General features: G+C 57.1%; 18 protein-coding genes. 8 read left to right on the forward strand and 10 right to left on the reverse strand.

The window, feature by feature from the left end; genetic code table 11:
• Window positions 1–13 precede the first annotated feature (13 nt).
• The 3 genes from PAG01S_RS15295 (at window position 14) to yncE (ending at window position 2,878) form a co-directional block, all read left to right on the forward strand.
• Window positions 14–1,201, forward strand: a complete 1,188-nt coding sequence (locus PAG01S_RS15295) for an MFS transporter (protein WP_062759343.1) — start codon at window positions 14–16, stop codon at window positions 1,199–1,201.
• A 212-nt stretch (window positions 1,202–1,413) separates the two neighbouring features.
• Complete coding sequence (locus PAG01S_RS15300; RefSeq protein WP_062759344.1) at window positions 1,414–1,623, forward strand: YdgH/BhsA/McbA family protein; 210 nt, start codon at window positions 1,414–1,416, stop codon at window positions 1,621–1,623.
• Between the two features lie 202 nt (window positions 1,624–1,825).
• The gene (yncE, locus tag PAG01S_RS15305) at window positions 1,826–2,878 is read left to right on the forward strand and encodes a 7-bladed beta-propeller protein YncE (RefSeq protein ID WP_061901847.1); all 1,053 of its coding nucleotides are present in this window, start codon (window positions 1,826–1,828) and stop codon (window positions 2,876–2,878) included.
• A 121-nt stretch (window positions 2,879–2,999) separates the two neighbouring features.
• Here yncE and PAG01S_RS15310 read toward each other — a convergent pair whose 3' ends face one another.
• From PAG01S_RS15310 to sbmA, 3 genes are all read right to left on the reverse strand, one after another.
• Window positions 3,000–3,299, reverse strand: coding sequence for a helix-turn-helix domain-containing protein (locus tag PAG01S_RS15310; RefSeq protein ID WP_062759345.1), 300 nt, complete (start codon window positions 3,297–3,299; stop codon window positions 3,000–3,002).
• Complete coding sequence (locus PAG01S_RS15315) at window positions 3,299–3,652, reverse strand: type II toxin-antitoxin system RelE/ParE family toxin (RefSeq protein ID WP_010672045.1); 354 nt, start codon at window positions 3,650–3,652, stop codon at window positions 3,299–3,301. Before PAG01S_RS15315 ends, PAG01S_RS15310 begins: the two co-directional genes overlap by 1 nt.
• A 234-nt stretch (window positions 3,653–3,886) precedes the next feature.
• Window positions 3,887–5,128, reverse strand: a complete 1,242-nt coding sequence (sbmA, locus tag PAG01S_RS15320; protein WP_010672044.1) for a peptide antibiotic transporter SbmA — start codon at window positions 5,126–5,128, stop codon at window positions 3,887–3,889.
• A 276-nt stretch (window positions 5,129–5,404) separates the two neighbouring features.
• Here sbmA and PAG01S_RS15325 point away from each other — a divergent pair, with 276 nt between their 5' ends.
• Genes PAG01S_RS15325 through PAG01S_RS15335 form a run of 3 tightly spaced genes read left to right on the forward strand, consistent with a single transcriptional unit; the run spans window position 5,405 to window position 9,247 of the window.
• Window positions 5,405–6,139: a gluconate 2-dehydrogenase subunit 3 family protein gene (locus PAG01S_RS15325; protein ID WP_033787533.1), complete on the forward strand. Its 735-nt coding sequence runs from the start codon at window positions 5,405–5,407 to the stop codon at window positions 6,137–6,139.
• 2 nt (window positions 6,140–6,141) lie between these two features.
• Window positions 6,142–7,926 carry a GMC family oxidoreductase gene (locus tag PAG01S_RS15330; RefSeq protein ID WP_010252112.1) on the forward strand — a complete coding sequence of 595 codons (1,785 nt, stop codon included), beginning with the start codon at window positions 6,142–6,144 and terminating at the stop codon, window positions 7,924–7,926.
• 10 nt (window positions 7,927–7,936) lie between these two features.
• A complete protein-coding gene (locus PAG01S_RS15335; RefSeq protein ID WP_062759412.1) occupies window positions 7,937–9,247 on the forward strand; it encodes a c-type cytochrome in 1,311 nt (436 codons plus the stop codon).
• A gap of 46 nt (window positions 9,248–9,293) precedes the next feature.
• Here PAG01S_RS15335 and PAG01S_RS15340 read toward each other — a convergent pair whose 3' ends face one another.
• The 4 genes from PAG01S_RS15340 to PAG01S_RS15355 all read right to left on the reverse strand — a co-directional run bounded on the left by PAG01S_RS15340 (window position 9,294) and on the right by PAG01S_RS15355 (window position 15,317).
• Complete coding sequence (locus PAG01S_RS15340; protein ID WP_062759346.1) at window positions 9,294–10,703, reverse strand: MFS transporter; 1,410 nt, start codon at window positions 10,701–10,703, stop codon at window positions 9,294–9,296.
• Window positions 10,704–10,885: 182 nt separating this feature from the next.
• Window positions 10,886–12,403, reverse strand: a complete 1,518-nt coding sequence (gene abgT, locus PAG01S_RS15345; protein WP_062759347.1) for a p-aminobenzoyl-glutamate transporter — start codon at window positions 12,401–12,403, stop codon at window positions 10,886–10,888.
• Between the two features lie 161 nt (window positions 12,404–12,564).
• Entirely contained in the window at window positions 12,565–14,007 is a 1,443-nt protein-coding gene (locus PAG01S_RS15350) for a M20 family metallopeptidase (protein WP_060681544.1), read from the reverse strand.
• A complete protein-coding gene (locus PAG01S_RS15355) occupies window positions 14,004–15,317 on the reverse strand; it encodes an amidohydrolase (protein ID WP_062759348.1) in 1,314 nt (437 codons plus the stop codon). The genes PAG01S_RS15350 and PAG01S_RS15355 overlap by 4 nt, the downstream gene beginning before the upstream one ends.
• Window positions 15,318–15,431: 114 nt before the next feature.
• Here PAG01S_RS15355 and PAG01S_RS15360 point away from each other — a divergent pair, with 114 nt between their 5' ends.
• Both PAG01S_RS15360 and yjdN read left to right on the forward strand, forming a co-directional pair.
• Entirely contained in the window at window positions 15,432–16,328 is an 897-nt protein-coding gene (locus PAG01S_RS15360; RefSeq protein ID WP_010252093.1) for a LysR family transcriptional regulator, read from the forward strand.
• Between the two features lie 75 nt (window positions 16,329–16,403).
• A complete protein-coding gene (gene yjdN / locus PAG01S_RS15365; RefSeq protein ID WP_022625240.1) occupies window positions 16,404–16,841 on the forward strand; it encodes a VOC family metalloprotein YjdN in 438 nt (145 codons plus the stop codon).
• A gap of 96 nt (window positions 16,842–16,937) precedes the next feature.
• Here yjdN and PAG01S_RS15370 read toward each other — a convergent pair whose 3' ends face one another.
• The 3 genes from PAG01S_RS15370 to PAG01S_RS15380 all read right to left on the reverse strand — a co-directional run bounded on the left by PAG01S_RS15370 (window position 16,938) and on the right by PAG01S_RS15380 (window position 20,095).
• Window positions 16,938–17,804, reverse strand: coding sequence for a nucleoside-specific channel-forming protein Tsx (locus tag PAG01S_RS15370; protein WP_010252090.1), 867 nt, complete (start codon window positions 17,802–17,804; stop codon window positions 16,938–16,940).
• Between the two features lie 279 nt (window positions 17,805–18,083).
• Window positions 18,084–19,439 carry a sensor histidine kinase gene (locus tag PAG01S_RS15375; RefSeq protein ID WP_010252088.1) on the reverse strand — a complete coding sequence of 452 codons (1,356 nt, stop codon included), beginning with the start codon at window positions 19,437–19,439 and terminating at the stop codon, window positions 18,084–18,086.
• Window positions 19,436–20,095 carry a response regulator gene (locus tag PAG01S_RS15380; protein ID WP_010252086.1) on the reverse strand — a complete coding sequence of 220 codons (660 nt, stop codon included), beginning with the start codon at window positions 20,093–20,095 and terminating at the stop codon, window positions 19,436–19,438. The genes PAG01S_RS15375 and PAG01S_RS15380 overlap by 4 nt, the downstream gene beginning before the upstream one ends.
• Window positions 20,096–20,099: the final 4 nt, after the last annotated feature.

Genomic DNA, 20,099 nt, shown 5'->3' on the forward strand with positions numbered 1-20,099 from the left:
CCGGAGAAGCAGCATGAGTCTGACAACCGAAGTGGCTGATGAGGTTTCCTCGCCGACCCGTCCCGCGTGGGGCGCGGTATTTGCTATGGCATTTGGGGTGTTCAGCCTCATCACCGCCGAATTTTTACCCGTGAGTCTGCTGACGCCGATGGCTCACAGCCTGGGCGTATCCGAAGGCCAGGCGGGACAGACCGTCACCATCACCGCGCTGGTGGCGCTGTTTACCAGTCTGGTCACCGGCAGCGTCACGCGGCGCATCGACCGCCGCATCGTCATGCTGGTGTTTTCGCTGTTGCTGATCGCTTCGGCACTGATGGTGGCGTTTGCGGCTGACCTGACGGTGATCCTGCTGGCGCGGGTGCTGCTGGGTATGGCCATTGGCGGCTTCTGGACACTCTCAACCGCCATCACCATGCGCCTGGTTCCCACCGATCAGGTGCCGCGTGCGCTCTCTATCGTCTTCAGCGGTATCTCGCTGGCGACGATTATCGCTACGCCACTGGGCAGCTATCTCGGCGGACTGGTGGGCTGGCGCAACATCTTTATGCTGACTGCCGGACTGGGTGCGGTGGCGCTGCTGTGGCAGTTCTTTACCCTGCCCGCCATGCCGGCAGAGAACAAAGCCCGCAACGGCGGGGTGCTGGCGCTGCTGCGTATTGGTGTGATGCGCTGGGGAATGCTGGCGGTAATCATGATGTTTACCGGTCACTTTGCCTTCTTTACCTATCTGCGTCCATTTCTGGAAAGCGTTGCGCAGCTCAACCTCAATCAGCTGTCGCTGGTGCTGCTGGCCTTTGGTGTGGCGAACTTCTTTGGCACCTCGCTGGCCGGTTTCCTGGTCACCCGCAGCGTATCACTGACCCTGAGTGGCATGGCGCTGTTGATGTGTGTCACCGCGCTGCTGCTGGTGAGCTTTGGCGATGTCAGCTGGATGGTAGGTGCAGGCGTGGCGATCTGGGGTATGGCGTTTGGTTCGATGCCAACCGGCTGGTCAACCTGGATTTCGCGCGCGGTGCCGGATGATGCGGAGTCAGGCGGCGGTTTACTGGTTGCCACCATCCAGCTGGCGATTACTGTCGGCGCGGCGGCGGGCGGCTGGATGTTTGACCTGCGCGGCGCAGGCGGTGTGTTCGTTGCCAGCGGAGTGCTGATGCTGCTGGCCGCGCTGACCATCTTCACCCGGGTACGACATCACGGTTAAATCCTCAAGGGCAGCAATATATGCTGCCTTTTTTAATGGGGGTAGATTATTAACCTTTTGAGTGATAACTGTGCGAAATGTGCTTTTTATCATCAATTTTACTGAACGAGTTAAGCAAAACCCTCCGCTTTTTACTGATCAACTTCCGGACTAATATATCTATCAACAAGGCAGCACGCCTTACCTGATAAAAATTAACCGAGGAATTGACCATGAAATCTATCAAAACTTTTGCAGCTGTTATCGCGCTTTCTGTTCTGCCATTCGCCAGCTTCGCCCAATCTGTGACCGCCATCGACTCTACGCTGGATGGTGCTGAAGCGAAAATCGCTGCGCAGGCTCAGGAAGCTGGTGCTTCATATAAAATCACTGAAGCTTATACCAACAACGGCGTTCACATGACCGCTGAGCTGATGAAATAAGTTAAGTTTTACCCTCTTGTGCTGACAGGACGCCTTTGGGCGTCCTGGCGGCGTTTATCCGCTAATAATCCTGTCCCTTTCCCCCCGAAATAATTATTATTCTCAAAAACAATTCTGCATCTGACTGCTGGTCAGCTGTTTCTGGTTGCAATGTCGGGCTTTCTTTTCACTGCGTCTGCAGTGGATTAACTATGGAGAAGTTATGAAAGCGATTACCAATACGTGCCGGACCCTGCGTCCGCTGTTACTGGCTACGGCCCTGTTCTCTGCCTCAGGATGGCTGGCGGTGCAGGCTGAAGATCTCAATCAGGCCGTGGGTAAAGGCGTCTATGAACTGGCAGTCAGCCCGAAAGATAACGCGCTGTTCGTGGCGACAGCGCAGAACAGCAGCGGTGACGGCGGCACAGTTTTCCGTCTCGACCCGGCGACGCTGGCGGTACAGCAGTCGATCAACACGGAGCTGAAATCGTTCGGCGCGGCGATCAACCCGCAAACCAACGTGCTCTACATCGGCAACACCGTAAACGGCTCGGTTACGGCCATTGACGCCAGCAGCGGCAAAGTGCTCAACACGCTGGTGCTGGATAGCCGTAAGCGCAGTGAGACAGTGCGCCCATTGCAGCCGCGTCAGGTGGCGGTTGATGCTAAAACTAACCGGGTTTATATCACCGGCCTGGGACCGCAAAGCGTGGTCTGGGTGGTGGATGGCAGCACGCTGAAGCTTGTCAGTACCATCCCGAATACCGGTAAAATGGGCACCGGCCTGGCGGTAGATTCAGACGCGCAAAAGGTCTACGTCACCAACGGTGATGGTGAACTGGTGACGATCAATGCGCGCACCAATGCCATTGAGAAAAAGCAGAAGATTGACGGAGATAAAGAGCACTTCTTCCTGAACATCGCGCTGGATACGCGCGGTCAGCGCGCCTTCCTGACAGATTCAAAGCAGGCGCAGGTGCTGGTGGTTGATCTGCGTAATCAGCAGGTGATTCAGCGGATTGATGTGCCGGAATCACTGGCGGTGCTGTTTAATGGTGAGCGCGATGAGCTTTATGTCACCCATCGCAAAGCGGGTGAAGTCAGCATCATCGACGCCAGCAGCTATAAGGTGAAGCGCACGGTGAAAACCCCGGCGCTGCCTAACAGTCTGGCACTCTCGGCAGATGGCAAGGTGCTTTATGTCAGCGTGAAACAACCTGGCTCGCGTAAGGCGCCGCCAAAAAATCCTGACAGCGTGATGCGTATTGCACTGTAAGGCGTGACGTCCCGGGCACTGCTGTGTTGAAGCTGTTTTACATCCGGTCTTTGTAAACGAGAAAGCCACTCTGACGAGTGGCTTTTTATTTAAACAGAATCGCTTTCGCCGTTTTGAGGGTTCAGATGCGAAAGGCCACTCTTTTTCCGGTCGGAAGTTCCACATCAAGACTGAGTTTTCCGCCCATTGCTTCGACATAGCGTTTCAGCGTGGCAACCTTAATCTCATTTCCGCGTTGCTCAATCTGAGCAACGGCAGGCTGACGCACGCCCATGGCCTCGGCGAGCGTCTTTTGTGATAACTGAAGCTCTTCGCGAATCATCTGAAGCCCGACTTCCAGAATCATTTCATCAGACATTTTTTTGATTCGCGCCTGAGTCTCAGGGGAGAAGTCGGCGATAACATCATCCAGGGTTCTCATTAATTATTTCCCTTCTCCTGTTCAGCCAGCCAGGCTGAAAATTCATCGTCAGCGATGCGTATCATTCGGATATAAAAACGTTTGTCATGACTCTTATCTCCGGCACATAACACAATAGCCTGGCGGACAGGGTCAAATGCATAAAATGCCCGAATTGGCTTTCCTGAAAACTGTACGCGGAGTTCTTTCATATTCCTGTACTGCGAGCCCTTGAGAGTATCAGCATAAGGGCGAGGCAAATCAGGGCCGTATACTTTTAACTTTCCCAGATCCGCTAACATTTTTTCCTGCAGGGCTTCTTCCTGCTCACTTAGCCAGCTTTCAAAGCGCGGGCTCAGGAGTACGGTCCACATGACATACTTCCTTGTATATATTCCGTCATACAGGGTACAGATTATAAGCTACAGCTTATAAATTCAAGCCAGAGAACACGCATGACGGCTGATTTAAGCATTAAAAAAGCCCGCTTTCGCGGGCCAGGAGCAGCACATCTCTGCTGTTACAGGAGTCCTGCAGGTTCTTTGCGGGATGATCCGTGGCTGAGGAGAGTGGGGTGGAAATCGACCTGTGCCGCCATACTTAAGTAGTTACACCTCTTCCGACGCTTCGCGCATCATCTCATCGTGCGGAACATCATCCAGAATCTGTTCAAAGCTGCGCAGACGCTTATAGATCGACATCAGTTCGATCAGCGTCGACCAGGAGGCGATCAGATACTGGAACGAGCCGCGCACCTGATCAAACACGTTGGTGATCTGGTTGAGTAAGCCCAGCGTGATGGTGCCCGCCACAATGGATGGAAACAGCAGGAACAGACCAAACACGTTATCAACCTGCAGATAGAGAATGCGGGTGATGTTGAAGTAGAGATAGTGAAAGTAGAGACGGAAGTAGTTAACCCGCACCCGACTGAATAACTCCTGAACCGTCTGCGGTGTGGCACGATCGGCATTGTCTTCGCCGTAGACCAGTTCTTTACGGTAGGCGGCTTCAACCCGCTGATTGCGGAACTCCAGCCCCGGCAGCTTAATCCCTACCAGCGCCAGCAAACCGGTACCAAACACTGACCAGAGCACAGCGGCAATCACCAGTGCGTAAGGAATATTGCCGAGGATGGGAATATCTTTCACGTGATGGGAGAGCGCGACCAGCACCGGTAAAAACGCCACCAGCGTCATAATCGCCTGAATGAAACTGACACCCCAGTTTTCCAGCGTGGTCGCAAACCGCATGGTGTCTTCCTGCACACGCTGTGCGGCACCTTCGACATGACGCAGACGCTGCCAGTTGTGCATGTAGTAGTTATTCATGGCGCTACGCCAGCGGAAAACCCAGTGGCTGATAAAGAAGGAGTTGAGTACGCCAATCACCACTGCGATTAATGCGATGCCGAGAAAAGAGAAAACCTCATGGTAAAACTCCGCAATCTGCACCGATCCCGCTTTGGTTAACGCTTTCTGAATCAGATCATAAAACGGTCCATACCAGGCGTTAATGGCCACTCCGACCTGCACGCCAAACCAGGTAACAAAGATGATCAGCGCGGAGCCCCAGACTGACCAGCGTTGCCATGGATGCGCATCAATCAACCGCCAGGCCCCGGCAAAAATGGCTACCATGATCCAGTAATAGAGGTAGAACCAGAGCTGACTCACGGCGATAAAACGCGCTGCCGTCGTCGGCAGGGGCTGTTTCATTGCTGTTTCAAAGGTGGGCCAGATGCCGGGCAGATGCGCGGCAAAACCGAACCAGGCAAAAATCGCTACTAAGCTCCAGACAGCCGCAGAGCTGAAAAACAGCGCTGGCCGCGGAAAAAAAGACTTAAACATAGGCACTCCGCTGTTGTGTGTTGCCTGTTATAACGTTTTTGACGGGTCGCTGTCTGTAGTCTGTTGTTTCTGCTAATGACAGGAGGGGGATAGATGTTAATGAAATTGTGCGGTTTTGTTTCCTGGAACTAAATCTTTGTGAATGGCAGTGTTACAATAGGTTGTTTGTTACCGGTAACAAACAGGCTCCTGGCCTGTATCTGCTGATAAAAACCATTACAACGCAACCACCTATTTTTTTCATACCGCCGGTCAGCGCGGGAATGAGGCAATGTCATGTCAGAACAAAAAAAGGGTCATTCACGCAGGGATTTTTTGCTGAAGACAATCACCCTGGCGCCTGCAATGGCGGTAGGTTCCACAGCGATGGGTGCTCTCTCCCTGCCGCTGGCCACACAGGCGGCTGAAACCCCGGCCACGCCACAGCAGGCGCGCGACTACCAGCCGAACTGGTTCACCGCCGAAGAGTTTGCTTTTATTACCGCCGCCGTGGCACGGCTTATCCCCAGCGATGAACGCGGGCCTGGTGCGCTGGAAGCAGGCGTGCCTGAGTTTATCGATCGTCAGATGAATACGCCGTATGCCACGGGGTCGAACTGGTATATGCAGGGGCCGTTTAACCCCGACCTGCCGAAAGAGCTGGGCTATCAGCTGCCGCTGGTGCCCCAGCAGATCTACCGCCTCGGTCTGGCCGATGCCGATAATTACAGCAAAAAGCAGCACGGCAAGGTGTTCGCCCAGCTCAGTGGCGAGCAGCAGGATGCCTTACTGCAGGCGATGGAAAGTGGCAGTGCTGAATTCAGCCAGCTGCCGGCAAAAGTTTTCTTTAGTTTCCTGTTGCAGAATACCCGCGAAGGCTTCTTCAGCGATCCTATACACGGCGGGAATCAGGGCATGGTCGGCTGGAAGCTGATTAACTTCCCTGGCGCACGCGCCGACTTTATGGACTGGGTAGAGCGCGGCGAACGTTATCCGTTCCCGTCAGTGTCGATTCGCGGGGAGAGAAGCTAAGCATGGCAAACGAAATGAAAAAAGTGGATGCGGTGATTGTCGGCTTCGGCTGGGCGGGTGCCATTATGGCGAAAGAGCTGACCGAAGCAGGCCTGAACGTACTGGCGCTGGAGCGCGGACCGCATCGCGATACCTATCCCGATGGCTCCTATCCGCAGTCCATTGATGAGCTGACCTATAACGTCCGCAAAAAGCTTTTCCAGGATCTCTCCAAAAGCACCGTGACCATTCGTCATGATGCGTCGCAGACCGCAGTGCCCTATCGTCAGCTGGCGGCATTTCTGCCCGGCACCGGTACCGGTGGCGCGGGTCTTCACTGGTCCGGCGTCCATTTCCGTGTCGATCCGGTTGAGTTGCGGATGCGCAGCCATTACGAAGAGCGCTACGGCAAGAACTTCATTCCGGAAGGCATGACGATTCAGGATTTTGGCGTCAGCTACGATGAGCTGGAGCCGTTCTTCGACAAAGCGGAAAAGGTTTTTGGCACCTCAGGCAGCGCCTGGAGTATCAAAGGCAAAGTGGTCGGCAAAGATACAGGCGGCAACCCGTTTGCGCCCGATCGCTCAGATAACTTCCCGCTGCCCGCGCAGAAGCGCACTTACTCGGCGCAGCTGTTTGCTCAGGCGGCAGAGTCGGTCGGCTATCACCCTTACGATCTGCCGTCCGCCAATACCTCGGGTCCGTATACCAACACCTACGGCGCACAGATGGGGCCGTGCAACTTCTGCGGTTATTGCAGCGGCTACGCCTGCTACATGTATTCCAAGGCGTCGCCTAACGTCAATATCCTGCCTGCGCTGCGTCAGGAGCCGAAGTTTGAGCTGCGCAATAACTCTTATGTGCTGCGGGTCAATCTCAGCGATGACAAAACGCGTGCGACCGGCGTGACCTATGTGGATGGGCAGGGCCGCGAGCAGATTCAGCCCGCTGACCTGGTGATCCTCTCCGCCTTCCAGTTCCACAATGTTCACCTGATGCTGCTGTCGGGCATCGGCAAACCCTACAACCCGATTACCAACGAAGGGACCGTAGGCCGCAACTTCGCCTATCAGAACCTCTCTACGCTGAAGGCGCTGTTTGATAAGAACACCACCACTAATCCGTTTATCGGTGCGGGTGGCGCAGGCGTTGCGGTTGATGATTTCAACGCGGATAACTTCGACCATGGGCCGCTGGGCTTTGTTGGTGGTTCGCCATTCTGGGTTAACCAGGCGGGCACCAAACCGATCTCCGGCCTGCCGGTGCCGGCGGGTACGCCCAACTGGGGCAGCAAATGGAAAGCGGCGGTGGCGGATACCTACACCCATCATCTGTCGATGGATGCGCACGGCGCCCACCAGTCTTATCGCGCCAACTACCTTGATCTCGATCCCAACTACAAAGATGCCTATGGACAGCCGCTGCTGCGCATGACCTTTGACTGGCAGGAGAACGACATCAAAATGGCGCAGTTCATGGTCGGCAAGATGCGCAATATCGCTGAAGCGATGAATCCGAAGATGATCATCGGCGGCGCGAAAAAGCCTGGCACCCATTTCGACTCCACGGTTTATCAGACTACCCACATCAGTGGCGGTGCGATCATGGGCGACGATCCAAAAACCAGTGCGGTTAACCGTTATCTGCAAAGCTGGGATGTACCGAATGTGTTTGTACCGGGCGCATCAGCTTTCCCGCAGGGACTGGGCTACAACCCGACCGGCATGGTGGCGGCGCTGACCTACTGGTCAGCTAAAGCGATTCGCGAACACTACCTGAAAAACCCAGGCCCACTGGTGCAGGCATAAGGACATGGCGATGAAAAATGGCATTCTGGCTCTGATTCTTGGCTCCCTGACGTTCGCCGCCCTGGCGGAGAGCAGCCAGGACGATCTGGTTAAACGGGGTGAGTATCTGGCGCGAGCCGGTGACTGTGTGGCCTGCCACACCAGCAAAGGCGGCGCGGCCTTTGCCGGTGGGCTGCCGATGGCAACACCGATTGGCACCATCTACTCCACCAACATTACGCCCGATCCCGCGACTGGCATTGGCGCATACAGCTACGACGACTTCCAGAAAGCGGTGCGTCAGGGCGTGGCGAAAAATGGCGATACGCTCTATCCGGCGATGCCATATCCCTCTTACGCCGTGGTCAGCGATGAAGACATGAAGGCGCTTTACGCCTACTTCATGCATGGCGTCGCGCCGGTCGGGCAGCCAAACCGGGAGAGCGACATTCTCTGGCCGCTGTCGATGCGCTGGCCGCTGGCGATCTGGCGCGGGATTTTTGCGCCCGACGTGAAAGCGTTCCAGCCTGAAGCCCAGGAAGATCCGGTGCTGGCACGTGGTCGCTATCTGGTAGAAGGACTGGGTCACTGCGGGGCCTGTCACACGCCGCGCAGCATCACGATGCAGGAGAAGGCGCTGACCAACAATGAGGGCAGCGACTATCTGGCGGGCAGCAGCGCACCGATTGATGGCTGGACCGCCAGCAACCTGCGTGGCGACAACCGCGATGGACTGGGTCGCTGGAGCGAAGAGGACCTGCGTCAGTTCCTGCGTTATGGCCGCAACGATCAGACCGCTGCTTTTGGTGGCATGACCGACGTGGTGGAACACAGCCTGCAGCACCTGAGCGAGTCCGATATCACGGCGATTGCGCGCTATCTGAAGTCGCTGGGCGCGAAAGATCCCCATCAGGCAGCCTTCAGCGTCGATGACGCCACCGCCAAAGCGTTGTGGAAAGGTGACGACAGTGCGACGGGGGCAGCCACCTACGTCGACAGCTGTGCGGCGTGCCATAAAACCGATGGCAGCGGCTATAAACGTTTCTATCCGGCGCTGCGCGGTAATCCGGTGGTGCTGGCGGACGATCCGACCTCACTGATCCATATCGTGCTGGTGGGCGGACAGTTGCCTGGCGTAAATGGCGCGCCGTCGACCATTACTATGCCAGCATTTGGCTGGCGTCTTGACGATCAGCAGGTGGCGGACGTGGTAAACTTCGTGCGTAACAGCTGGGGCAACAAGGCGTCGGAGCCGGTCAGCGCGAAGCAGGTCGCTGAGCTGCGTAAAGATGAGAAAGATCGGCTGGGCAGTGCAGATATCCGGGTACTGGAAGGCAAATAATCGGCAGTAAAAAAGGCCGTCATCATCAGGATGACGGCCTTTTCTTTTAGATATTCTCCAGATCGATACCGCGCGTTTTCGGCCCATAAATCCCTACCGACAACATCACCATCATCATGCTCAGCACGATAAAGGTAATCACACCTGGTGTACCGGCATACTGCAGGATCACCCCAATCAAAATACTGCTGAATACCGTAGAGAGACGGCTGAAGGAGTAGCAGAAGCCGACCGCCCGCGCACGAATATGGGTCGGGAAAATCTCGGTCTGATAGGCGTGGAAGCTGAAGGTCAGCCAGGCGTTGGACCAGGTGATCAGGAAGCCGCAGAGAATCAGCAATACCGGCTGCGTCTGGAAGGCGAACAGCGTGCCGAACACCACCGTCATCAGCGACGACAGGACAATCTGCCACTTATTTTCCAGCTTATCGGCGTAGCGGCTACAGATCAGCGATCCCAGCGGATAGGCCAGCGTGATGAAGAAGGCATAAAGCAAACTGTGCGTCACCGTGGCACCGCGGCCTGACAGCAGCGCAGGCAGCCAGTTACCAAAGCCGAAAAAGCCGATCGCCTGGAAAAAATTCATCACCACCAGCATCAGGGTGCGCTTGCGGTAAGCGGGTGACCAGATCTCGCTGAAGCGCCCCCGTTTTGGCAGCTGCGCCGCGGCGTCATCGGCTGAAAAAGCGGGGCCGGCCGCGATGCCGCAGCGTTGCTCCATCGTGGACAGCACCTGATGCGCCTCCTGATGACGACCCTGCTGCGCCAGCCAGCGCGCCGACTCCGGCAGGTTCCTGCGCACCAGCCAGATCACCAGCGAGCAGACCGCGCCCGCAATGACCACCCAGCGCCAGCCTTCAAGGCTGAACAGCGTTTGCGGAATCAGCCACCACGACATCAGCGCCACGGCCGGCACCGATAAAAACTGCACGAAAAAGGAGAAGGCAAAGGCGCGGCTGCGCAGATGGGTCGGCACCCATTCCGACAGATAGGTGTCGATGGTCACCAGCTCGACGCCCAGCCCGATCCCTACCAGAAAGCGGAACAGAATAATCATCTCCGCGCTCTGCTGGAACGCCATCAGCAGTGAAAACAGCCCGTACCACAGCAGCGCACACATAAAGGTGAGACGGCGACCAAAGCGGTCAGCGTAGGGTGCCAGCAGGCTGGCACCAAAAAACAGACCGAGAAAAGTGGCTGAGGCGAAGGCCGCCTGATCGGAGAAGCCCAGCACGCCTGCCGCACCCGTGTGAAATACGCCCGCCGACAGCAGGCCGGTACTGATGTAGCCGGTTTCAAACAGGTCATAAAGCTCAAAAAAGCCGCCCAGCGCCAGCAGCGTAATAAAGCGCCACAATCCGGCGGAGGAGGGCAGCGCATCAACCCGAGCGGCTAAGCTGTTACGGGCCGCCGATGAAGCGTGCATCGGTGGCAGGCTGGTGGAGGAGGTGGTCATGTCAGCGTGAACCTCTGGCAGTGTGGAGACGACTCGCAGCCGGTCGGAGGCTTATTAAAATAGTTAACCGTTAGCAAGCGAAGAAATAGCAGAATAGTCAATTCATCCGCCGTTGCCGAGAGGGTCGTTGCTGACTATTTAGCAACGTACGTTGCAGGTTTTGCCATCCGTGGCACTGTGCTTTACGGCAGTTTCGGCCAGACACCTGGCCCGATCGGCAGACCCAGCAGATACCACACCAGCAGCAGCGCTATCCAGCTGATAAAGAACACCAGCGGATAGGGGAAGATCAGCACGTAATAGGTGCCGAGCTGCGCATCTTTCTGGTAACGCTGCAAAAAGGCGAGAAACAGCGGCAGAAACGGCGACATCGGTGCCAGCGGCAGCACGGCGGAGTCGGCGATGCGGAAAATCATCTGGGCAAAGGCGGGGTGGAAACCGAGCAGCATAAACATCGGCACAAAGACCGGCGCCAGAATCGACCAGATGGCTGAACCGCTGGCGATAAACATGCAGAGAAACGCCGACAGGAACATCAGGCCGAGAAAAGCGGGCGCGCCGCTGACGCCTGCGCTCTCCAGCACATCAGTCAGCCCGATCGCCATGAATTTGCCCATGTTGCTCCAGTTGAAGAACGCCACGAACTGCGACAGCGGAAACACCATCACGATAAAACCCGCCATGCCCTTCATCGGATCGACCAGCAACTGCGGGATATCATCCGGACGGCGGATCTGTCGGGTGACCACGCCATAAGCAATCGCCACCACAAAGAAGAACAGAATGATGATCGGCACAATGCCCTGAATAAAAGGCGAGGGAATAATGGCGCCGCTGGCGGGATTGCGCAGCGGTGCATTTTCCGGCACCACCAGCAGCGCCATCAGGGCGATAAACAGCAGCGCGGCGATCCCGGCAGCCCGCAGACCGCGGTTTTCAAGCGGCGTCAGCGCCGCCAGCTTCTCGCCGTTGCCCTGCCACTTTGGCAGTCGCGGCTCGACAAATTTATCGGTCAGCAGCGCGCCCACAATCGTCAGCACAATCACCGACGTGGCCATAAAGAACCAGTTATCGATGACGCTGACATGCACCGTGTCGCTGACCGCTTTAGCCGCTTCAGTGCTGATGCCCGAGAGCAGCACATCGGTGGTGACAATCAGCAGGTTGGCGGTAAAGCCGGAGGCCACACCGGCAATGGCGGCCAGCAGGCCCGCCACCGGATGACGGCCCACCGCCAGAAAGATCAGTGCGCCCAGCGGCGGCATCACTACCAGCGCGGCATCCGAGGAGATATGGCTGAAAAAGGCGATAAACAGCACCATGTAGCTGGCATAACGGCGGCTAACGCGTGACGCCATCTTCACCATCAGCGACTGGAGCAGGCCGACCTTTTCCGCCAGTCCGGCACCAATCACCAGCGCCAGAATCGATCCCAGCGGGGTAAAGCTGCTGAAATTTTTGATGATATTTGGCAGGATCCACTGAATGCCTGCGACGCTCAGCAGGTTATTCACCCGCACGATTTCGCCGTTGCTCGGGTTCTTCACCGCCAGATCCAGCGCGCTGATAATGGCGGTCGCCACCATCAGCACCACGATCAGATAGACAAACAGTAAAAACGGGTTGGGGACTTTATTCCCCACGCGCTCGATCCAGCTGAAGAGCCGGCCAGGACTGCGGTTCTCGGATGTTGCTTCCATGGTATTGGTTCTCGTCTTGTGTCCCTTTTATCGGCGGTAGCAAGGCCTGACGCCGGTCGCGTTGTGCGACAGGCGGTGAGTTCAGTTCCGGCACCGCTGAATCGGGGAAGTGTTTGCAATATTTTTTTATAGTGGTCCGCGTCAGAGACACGGCCGTTGGCTCATTCGGCCAGTTTTGTTGGTGTGATCCCCGCCGGGATCGGGCAGTGATAGGGCTGCGCGGCGCGTACCCGATCAAACTCGGCCCGGCAGCCAGCCAGCGCCTGCCGATCCGTTAACAGCGTTAGCACCGTGGCCGCCATCACTTTGCCCGCCAGAAACATCCCCTTATGCCCGATACTGGTGCGTCCCTGCGCCACCAGTTGCCAGGTGTGCAGCGGCGTGCCGAAGGTAAAGCAGGGCGCAAAACACTGTGCAGTCGGCGTCACCCAGCTGACATCGCCGACGTCGGTGGAGCCATAAAGCAGATCACGTGTGACCGCATAGGGCGCGACCTCATCCATAAACAGCTTGTCACCCAGTTGTTCAGCCCAGGCGTGACCGGCTTCACCACCGGTTCGGGCGGCATTGAGCCGTGCATTGCGCAGATCGTCATCAGTGAGCGTGGCACGCAGTTCAGCCGCAAACGCGCGTTCTTCGTCGCTGTAGTCGGGCAAACCAAACTGATGCAAATAACGCTCCATGACCGCTTCCAGCGCGCGATTCGGCACGTAATCCGAGCAGGCTTTATCAAAACGTACTGTCAGCGTGGTGTCGGTCATCAGCGCTGCACCCCTGGCGATATTGATCACCCGTTCATAGATCGCCTGCGCCTGTGGCAGTTCCGGGGCGCGGATCAGGTAGAGCACCTCCGCATCGGCCTGCACCACGTTTGGCGAAACACCGCCGCTGTTGGTGATGGCGTAGTGCAGACGTGCCTCCTGAACAATATGCTCGCGCAGAAAGTTGGCCCCGGTATTCATCAGCGTGACGGCATCCAGGGCGCTTCGGCCCAGATGGGGAGAATTGGCCGCGTGCGCCGCAACCCCTTTGAAGCTGAACGCCGCCTGAATATTGGCGAGGGTGCGCAGATTGAACATGCCGCTGAACCCCTCCGGATGCCAGGTCACGGCGGCATCAACGTCGTCAAACAGCCCTTCGCGCACCATAAAAGTCTTGCCCGAACCGCCTTCTTCGCCAGGGCAGCCGTAAAAGCGAACCGTGCCGCCCGTGTGATGCTGTTCCATCCAGGCTTTCACGGCGCAGGCCGCCGCAACACCTGCCGTGCCGAGCAGGTTGTGACCGCAGCCGTGTCCGTTGCCGTTGGCTTCCAGAGGTTGTGGCCGGGCGCAGCCCGCCTGCTGACTCAGGCCCGCCAGCGCATCGAACTCGCCAAGGATGGCAATCACCGGCTTACCGCTGCCCGCACTGGCGATAAACGCCGTATCGATGCCACCCACGCCGCGTTCCACTCTGAATCCCTCTTCTGCCAGCGCATCAGAAAGCAGGGCTGACGAGCGGGTTTCGGCAAAGCGGGTCTCCGGTGTGTCCCAGATGGCGTCGCTGAGCGTGCTGAAACGAAGCTGATGACGATGGATATAGTCGGCAATAAAGTCTTCCATCATCGTGAGCCCCCATACTGCGCCTGGTTCAGCGCCAGCGTCGCCAGCAGCGTGATGGCGTCCGGCATCACCCGCTCATCAAAGTCGAATTTCGCATTGTGGTGACCCGCCGCCAGCTCACAGCCAAAAATGACGTAAGAGGCCTGACCGCCGCGCTGCTTTACCCGTTCCATCATGTAGGTCGCATCTTCTGAACCCGCCGCCTGCGCTTTACGATCGACCACGGAGTTGAAGATACCGAGCGCGTCCGCCTGCTGATGGATGAAATCAACCCATGGCTGCGTCGGGGTACAGCTGCGCGCGGCCCCCATCAGCGAGACCCGCTGCTCAACGCCATACATCGCCGCCGCACCGGCAATCACCCGCAGCGCCTGCTGATAAATATCGTCATTAACCTGATTGGTCACGCCACGGGTTTCGACTTTCAGCAGGGCGCAGTCGGCTACCACGTTGCGGCCGGTTCCCGCCTGCAGCACGCCCACGTTGACCCGTGCCACGCCGCCGCTGTGCTGGGTTAAACCATGCAGCGCCAGCGTTGCCTGTGCGGCGGCCAGCAGGGCATTGCGCCCCTCTTCAGGACGACCGCCCGCATGGGCACCGACGCCGGTAAAGTGAACATCCAGCTTGGTAGTGGCGAGGAAGCTGTCGCTGCCGCACACCACTTCGCCTGCCGGTACGCCGGTTCCAATATGAATCGCGGTGAAGCGATCAACGTCATCGACCACGCCCGCCGCTACCATCGCTTTTGCGCCGCGAACACCCTCTTCGGCGGGCTGAAAGATCAGTTTAATCGTACCGCTGAGCTGATCTTTCATCGCCATCAGCACCGAGGCGAGACCCAGCCCGATAGTGGTGTGGCCGTCATGCCCGCAGGCGTGCATCATGCCTGCGTTGCAGGAGGCGAACCCTTCACGTTGCGGCAGATGATCGTCAGCCTGGCTCTCGTTGAGATCCAGGGCATCCATATCGACGCGGAAGCCCATCACCGGGCCAGAACGGCCGGTCTCGAGCGTTGCCACGATGCCGCAGAATCCGCCGGAGAAGTGGCTGATCCACTGCGGCAGCGCGCCCTGTTGCAGCGCGCGCGCTTCCTGCTGCTTCAGCACCGCCTCGTCGGGCAAGCCCATCCGCGCGTCAGCGTCGATGACCTCACGGCCCAGCTTCAGTTGATAACCGAGCTTATGCAGCTCTTCAGCGACTAAGGTGGCGGTGCGGAACTCCAGCCAGCCCGATTCGGCATAGTGATGGAAGTCGCGACGCCACTGTTGCAGCTGTGGCAGCCGGGCGCTGACGTGGTCTGAAAGGGGGTTCATCGGCTCTCTCCTCGTTGTTGATTTTTTATGCACTGTTCCGAATCTACACAATGGTATTGACCGGCATAAGATGCGAATATCTTGTGACTGATAAACAACGGTTATCGCAAAATTATGTCTGCCAATCTCAAGCTCCATCAGCTGCGCGCCTTCGTTGACGTGGCGCGACAGGGCAGTATCCGGGCGGCAAGCCGTCTTTCCGGGCTGTCACAACCGGCGTTAACCAAAGCGATTCAGGAACTGGAGCGCGAGCTGGGGGCAAAGCTGTTTATCCGCCGTCAGCAGGGCGTGGTGTTAACCGATATCGGTGATAACTTTTTTCGGCATGCCAGCCTGGTGCTGGCGGAGTTGCGGGTCGCCGAAGAGGATATCCAGCAGCGGCTGGGACTGGGTGGCGGTCAGGTGAATATCGGCGTCGGTGGCAGCGTGGCGCGCACCATTATGCCGCAGGTGATTAATCAGTTTCATCGCGAATACCCGCTGGTAAAGGTGCGCATCGTCGAAGGCCAGCTGGTGTCGATGGTGCATGAACTGCGCCAGGGCGCGCTCGATTTCACCATTAATACCTACGATCAGAGCCATCTCGATCAGGAGCTGATGTATGAGCGGATGATGGAGCGCGAGTACAAGGTGGTGGTGCGCAAAGGCCATCCGCTGGAAAAGGCGCGTTCTCTGGCGGAGTTACAGCAGGCGGACTGGACGATGCCAACGCCTAAAGGCAGTTACTACCGCTTGTTGCACGATCTGTTTGGCGAACGCGGCATGGCACCCAAAATCGTGGTGACCTGTGAAACCTTTATGGCCTGCACCAGCCTGGTCGCGCAAAGCGATTTCATCAGTATTCTGTCGGTCGACGTCATTGACGACCCGATTCTGGGTCGGTCGCTGGTGGCGCTGACGCTCGACGAACCCCTGCCGAAAGCGATCTTCTATCTGATCCAGCGCAAAGACACGACGCTGACCCCAATGAGCAGTTATATGGCACAACTCTTTCGCCGTTATTGCCAGTAAAATCAGTGAGTAAAGTCGATCGTCTACACTGTTAAGGTACTGAAAAAAATCCACCCGACAAATATAGAGGTTACGATGCAAGTCAGTCCTTATCTGTTTCTCTATGGCCGTTGCGAAGAGGCTATCGACTTTTACCTGCAGGCGACCGGGGGAGAGTTGCTCTCTAAAATGAAATTCGGTGATATGCCGGATCAGGGTGAGCAGGTCGGCGATCAGTCTGCCGCGCCGCAGCCGCCAGAAAAGATCATGCATGCCCAGCTGCGTATTGGTGACGGTGAGCTGATGCTGAGCGATGGCAACACCGATCAGCCGCCAGCGTCTGAGCATGCCGGTTACGCGGTCAGTCTCTCAACTAACGATGTCGAAAAGGGTAAAGCCTGGTTTGAGAAACTGTCGGCAGGCGGCAAGGTGACAACTGAGTGGCAGGAGACGTTCTGGTCGAACGGATTCGCGATGTTCATTGATAAGTTCAACATTCCGTGGCGCATCAATGTCGAGAAGCCGCAGGAATAATCGGGCCAGTCGGCGTCGCAATTTGCGGCGCCGTATTAATTAATGGCAACTGCCCGGATTAATGCGCGGCGGCGCTATTCAGGCCGCCGCACGTAATCAGAAGTTATAACCCGCCACCAGGTAGTAACCCCAGCCAGTCGATTTCACTTCAAACGGCCCGTTGCCGAAGTTCAGCTCCTGACCATCCGCCCACTGTCCGCCGTTGTGGAAGTAACGCGCCACCGCAGAGAAGTGCCAGTGATCGTAACCCAGTGACAGAATGTGGCTGGAGGCGATGGAGTTGCTGGTGCGTGATGAACCGCCTTTATCGCGGAGATCGGAACCCCAGTCGAAGTTGGTGAAGCCCACATAGCCCAGATTGCCGCCCCACAGCGTGGTGATTGGCACGAAGTATTTCACCTTGAAGCGATAGCCATCCCAGCTGTTTTCATTCGCCGCACCGTAGTTTTCCCACTGATATTTGGCGTAGACGTTCAGCGACAGGCCGACATCGCTGTGCGTATCGATATCGGTGCCCAGACCCATATACCAGGTGTTCTGGCGGCTATCGCTGTTGCGGCCCATGTCGTAGATGTAGTTGTTAGCGAAATACCACTCTTTGAACGGACCAAAGGCCAGGCTGGTGCCGGTCAGTTTGTCGATAGAGAAGCGCGGCTCAATCTCCATAAACATCGGTGAACCGTGATCAAAAATGCCGTTGGCGTTGCTGTTGCCTGCGCCGAAGAAGTTGGTCAGGTCGAGGTAGCCATAAAAATCGAACCAGTCCTTCTTCGCAAACGCTTCATATTCCAGATAAACGTCGTTGTTAAACTGCGGTCCGAAACGGGTGTGGTAGCTGCCTACCACGTTAACGCTCTGATGCCACCAGTCGGAGACATACTGCGGATCGCTTTCAGCGGCCTGTGCAGCACCACTCAATGAACATGCCAGCACGGCACCTGCTATCAACGTTTTAAATTTCATTATTATCAGCCACATGCTTTTGACCGCCGCACAGCAGACGCAGTCAGAGAGAAATCGGTCCCTTGATGGGAATGAGGGTTTCACAGCAAATAACAGCCAGTTCTTCAGCCCGCGTAGCGTGCCTGTAACAGATCGATAGAAAATAGATTTTGCTCACGTTTGTCAAAAAGTGTTGCATTACAATTCAGCTAAAATGTGATGCGCTTCACAATAATGACCAGGATCGAACGGAACCAGGCAACCGTTTACGTTGTCTGGTTCGTGATCAAACGGGCGGGATCAGGGAAGGGTGACGCGAACCTGCAAACCACAAATGGCACCCTGTGGCGTCAGGCAATTGGAAAGGGCGACGTGAATCTGATGCTTCTGTGCGACGTTGCGCACAATGGATAATCCCAGCCCGCTGCCCTGGGCTTTAACGTCAGGCGAACGGGTAAAACGGTCAAACGCGCGTTCGATAAAGGATTCCGGCATGCCTGGCCCGTTATCGACAATATCGACCACTGTTTTACCTGCGACCCGATGCAGCAGCACATCGACCAGGCTGCCCTCCGGCGTGTGCAACATGGCGTTACCAATCAGGTTATCGAACAGGCTGCGCAGCTCGGAACGGCTGGCCTGCAGACGATACTGCGTGGAGCCATTAAAGCCGATATCGATGCCGCGTTTATCTGCCACCACCATCAGCTGCTCAATGCTCTCTTTCAGCAGATCGTCCAGTTCGATATGCTCGACGCTGGCGACCACGCTCTGGTCATCCTGACGCGAGACATTGAGTAACTGCGTGACCAGATGACGGGTGCGTGTGACGCCCGCTTCCAGCTGGCTGAACTGTCGGCTCGCTTCGCCTGGCTGGATGTGCTGACGCAGATTTTCCAGCTGCAAGGTCACCGCCGTTACTGGCGTGCGCAGCTCATGCGCCGCATCTTCCAGGAACTGACGCTGCGACGACCAGGCCTCACGCAGCTTACTCAGCAGCGAGTTGTAGGCGGCCACCAGCGGCAGGATCTCATCCGGCAAGCCTTCGGGTGAGACATTGTGCGGATGGTGCGTCTCCTGCGCGGCAATCTGACGCGAAGCGACCTGCAGATCCCGGGTGATCTTGCGCACCACCAGCCAGATCACCAGCAGTGACAGCGGCATCATCAGAATCAACGGAATAATCGCTGACAGCGCCCGCTTGACCATCAATGCCTTCATGTAGCTGAGGTTGTGCATCACCTGGATAGTTTTGATCTCGCTGCCAGGTAAGCCGGGCCGGGTATAGATGCGCCATTCGCAGTCGTCGCACTGACCCACATGCACGTCGCGATAGCCCCGTTGATTTTGCAGCGGAGCCTGCAGCTCCGGCCATGAGCTGGCCCGTAACTGACCCCGATCGTCCCACAGTTGCACCACAAAGGCGCTCTTCGCCTTGTCAGGCGCAATAAGCATCGGCATCAGGGCGGGCATCTGTTTATTAGTGGACCAGGCATCAGCGATTTTTGCCAGCTGATCGTCCTTCATGGTGCCGACCATATCGCCATAGCAGCTGAAGAAATACCAGGTGACGCCGCCGATCATCAGCAGATGAATAATCAGCAGCGTAGAGAGTAATTTGTTGCGTAATGAACGCATAAAGGTGAAGGGTTTCATATTGCCGGTACCCGCCAGCCCAGCCCGCGCACATTGCGGATCACGTCGTTATCCAGCTTGCGGCGCATCCCGTGGATCAGGACATCCACCGCGTTGCTGCTGACTTCATCGCCCCAGCCATAGATGCGATTTTCCAGCTGCTCGCGCGACAGAATAGCGCCTGGCCGCTCCAGCAGGGCGTAGAGCAGGGCATATTCGCGCGCCGTAAGCTGCTCGCGCTGTCCTTTGTAGAGCACTTCGCGGGTCATCATATCCAGCTGCACATCGCCGCTGCCCAGCACCGAGTCTGCTGCGCCGTGGCTGCGTCGGGTAATCGCGCGCATCCGGGCCATGACTTCCTGTAAATCGAACGGTTTAAGCAGGTAGTCGTCAGCGCCGCTGTCGAGTCCCTGAATCCGCTGCGCCACCGTGTCGCGTGCGGTAAGAATCAGCACCGGCGTGGCGTCGCCGCGCCCGCGCGCCCGGCGCAGTACCTGCAGGCCATCATCGCGCGGTAAGCCGAGATCGAGCAGCACGCAGCTGTAGCCGCCTTCGCTCCAGGCATTCTGGGCATAGATGCCATCACGCACCCAGTCCACCGACCAGCCCGCCCCCTCCAGTGCCTGCTGCAGGTTCGCGCCGATCATTTCATCATCTTCAACCAGTAACACGCGCATGGCT

Origin of the sequence: Pantoea agglomerans NBRC 102470 (genome assembly GCF_001598475.1) — a bacterium.
Classification (GTDB): domain Bacteria; phylum Pseudomonadota; class Gammaproteobacteria; order Enterobacterales; family Enterobacteriaceae; genus Pantoea; species Pantoea agglomerans.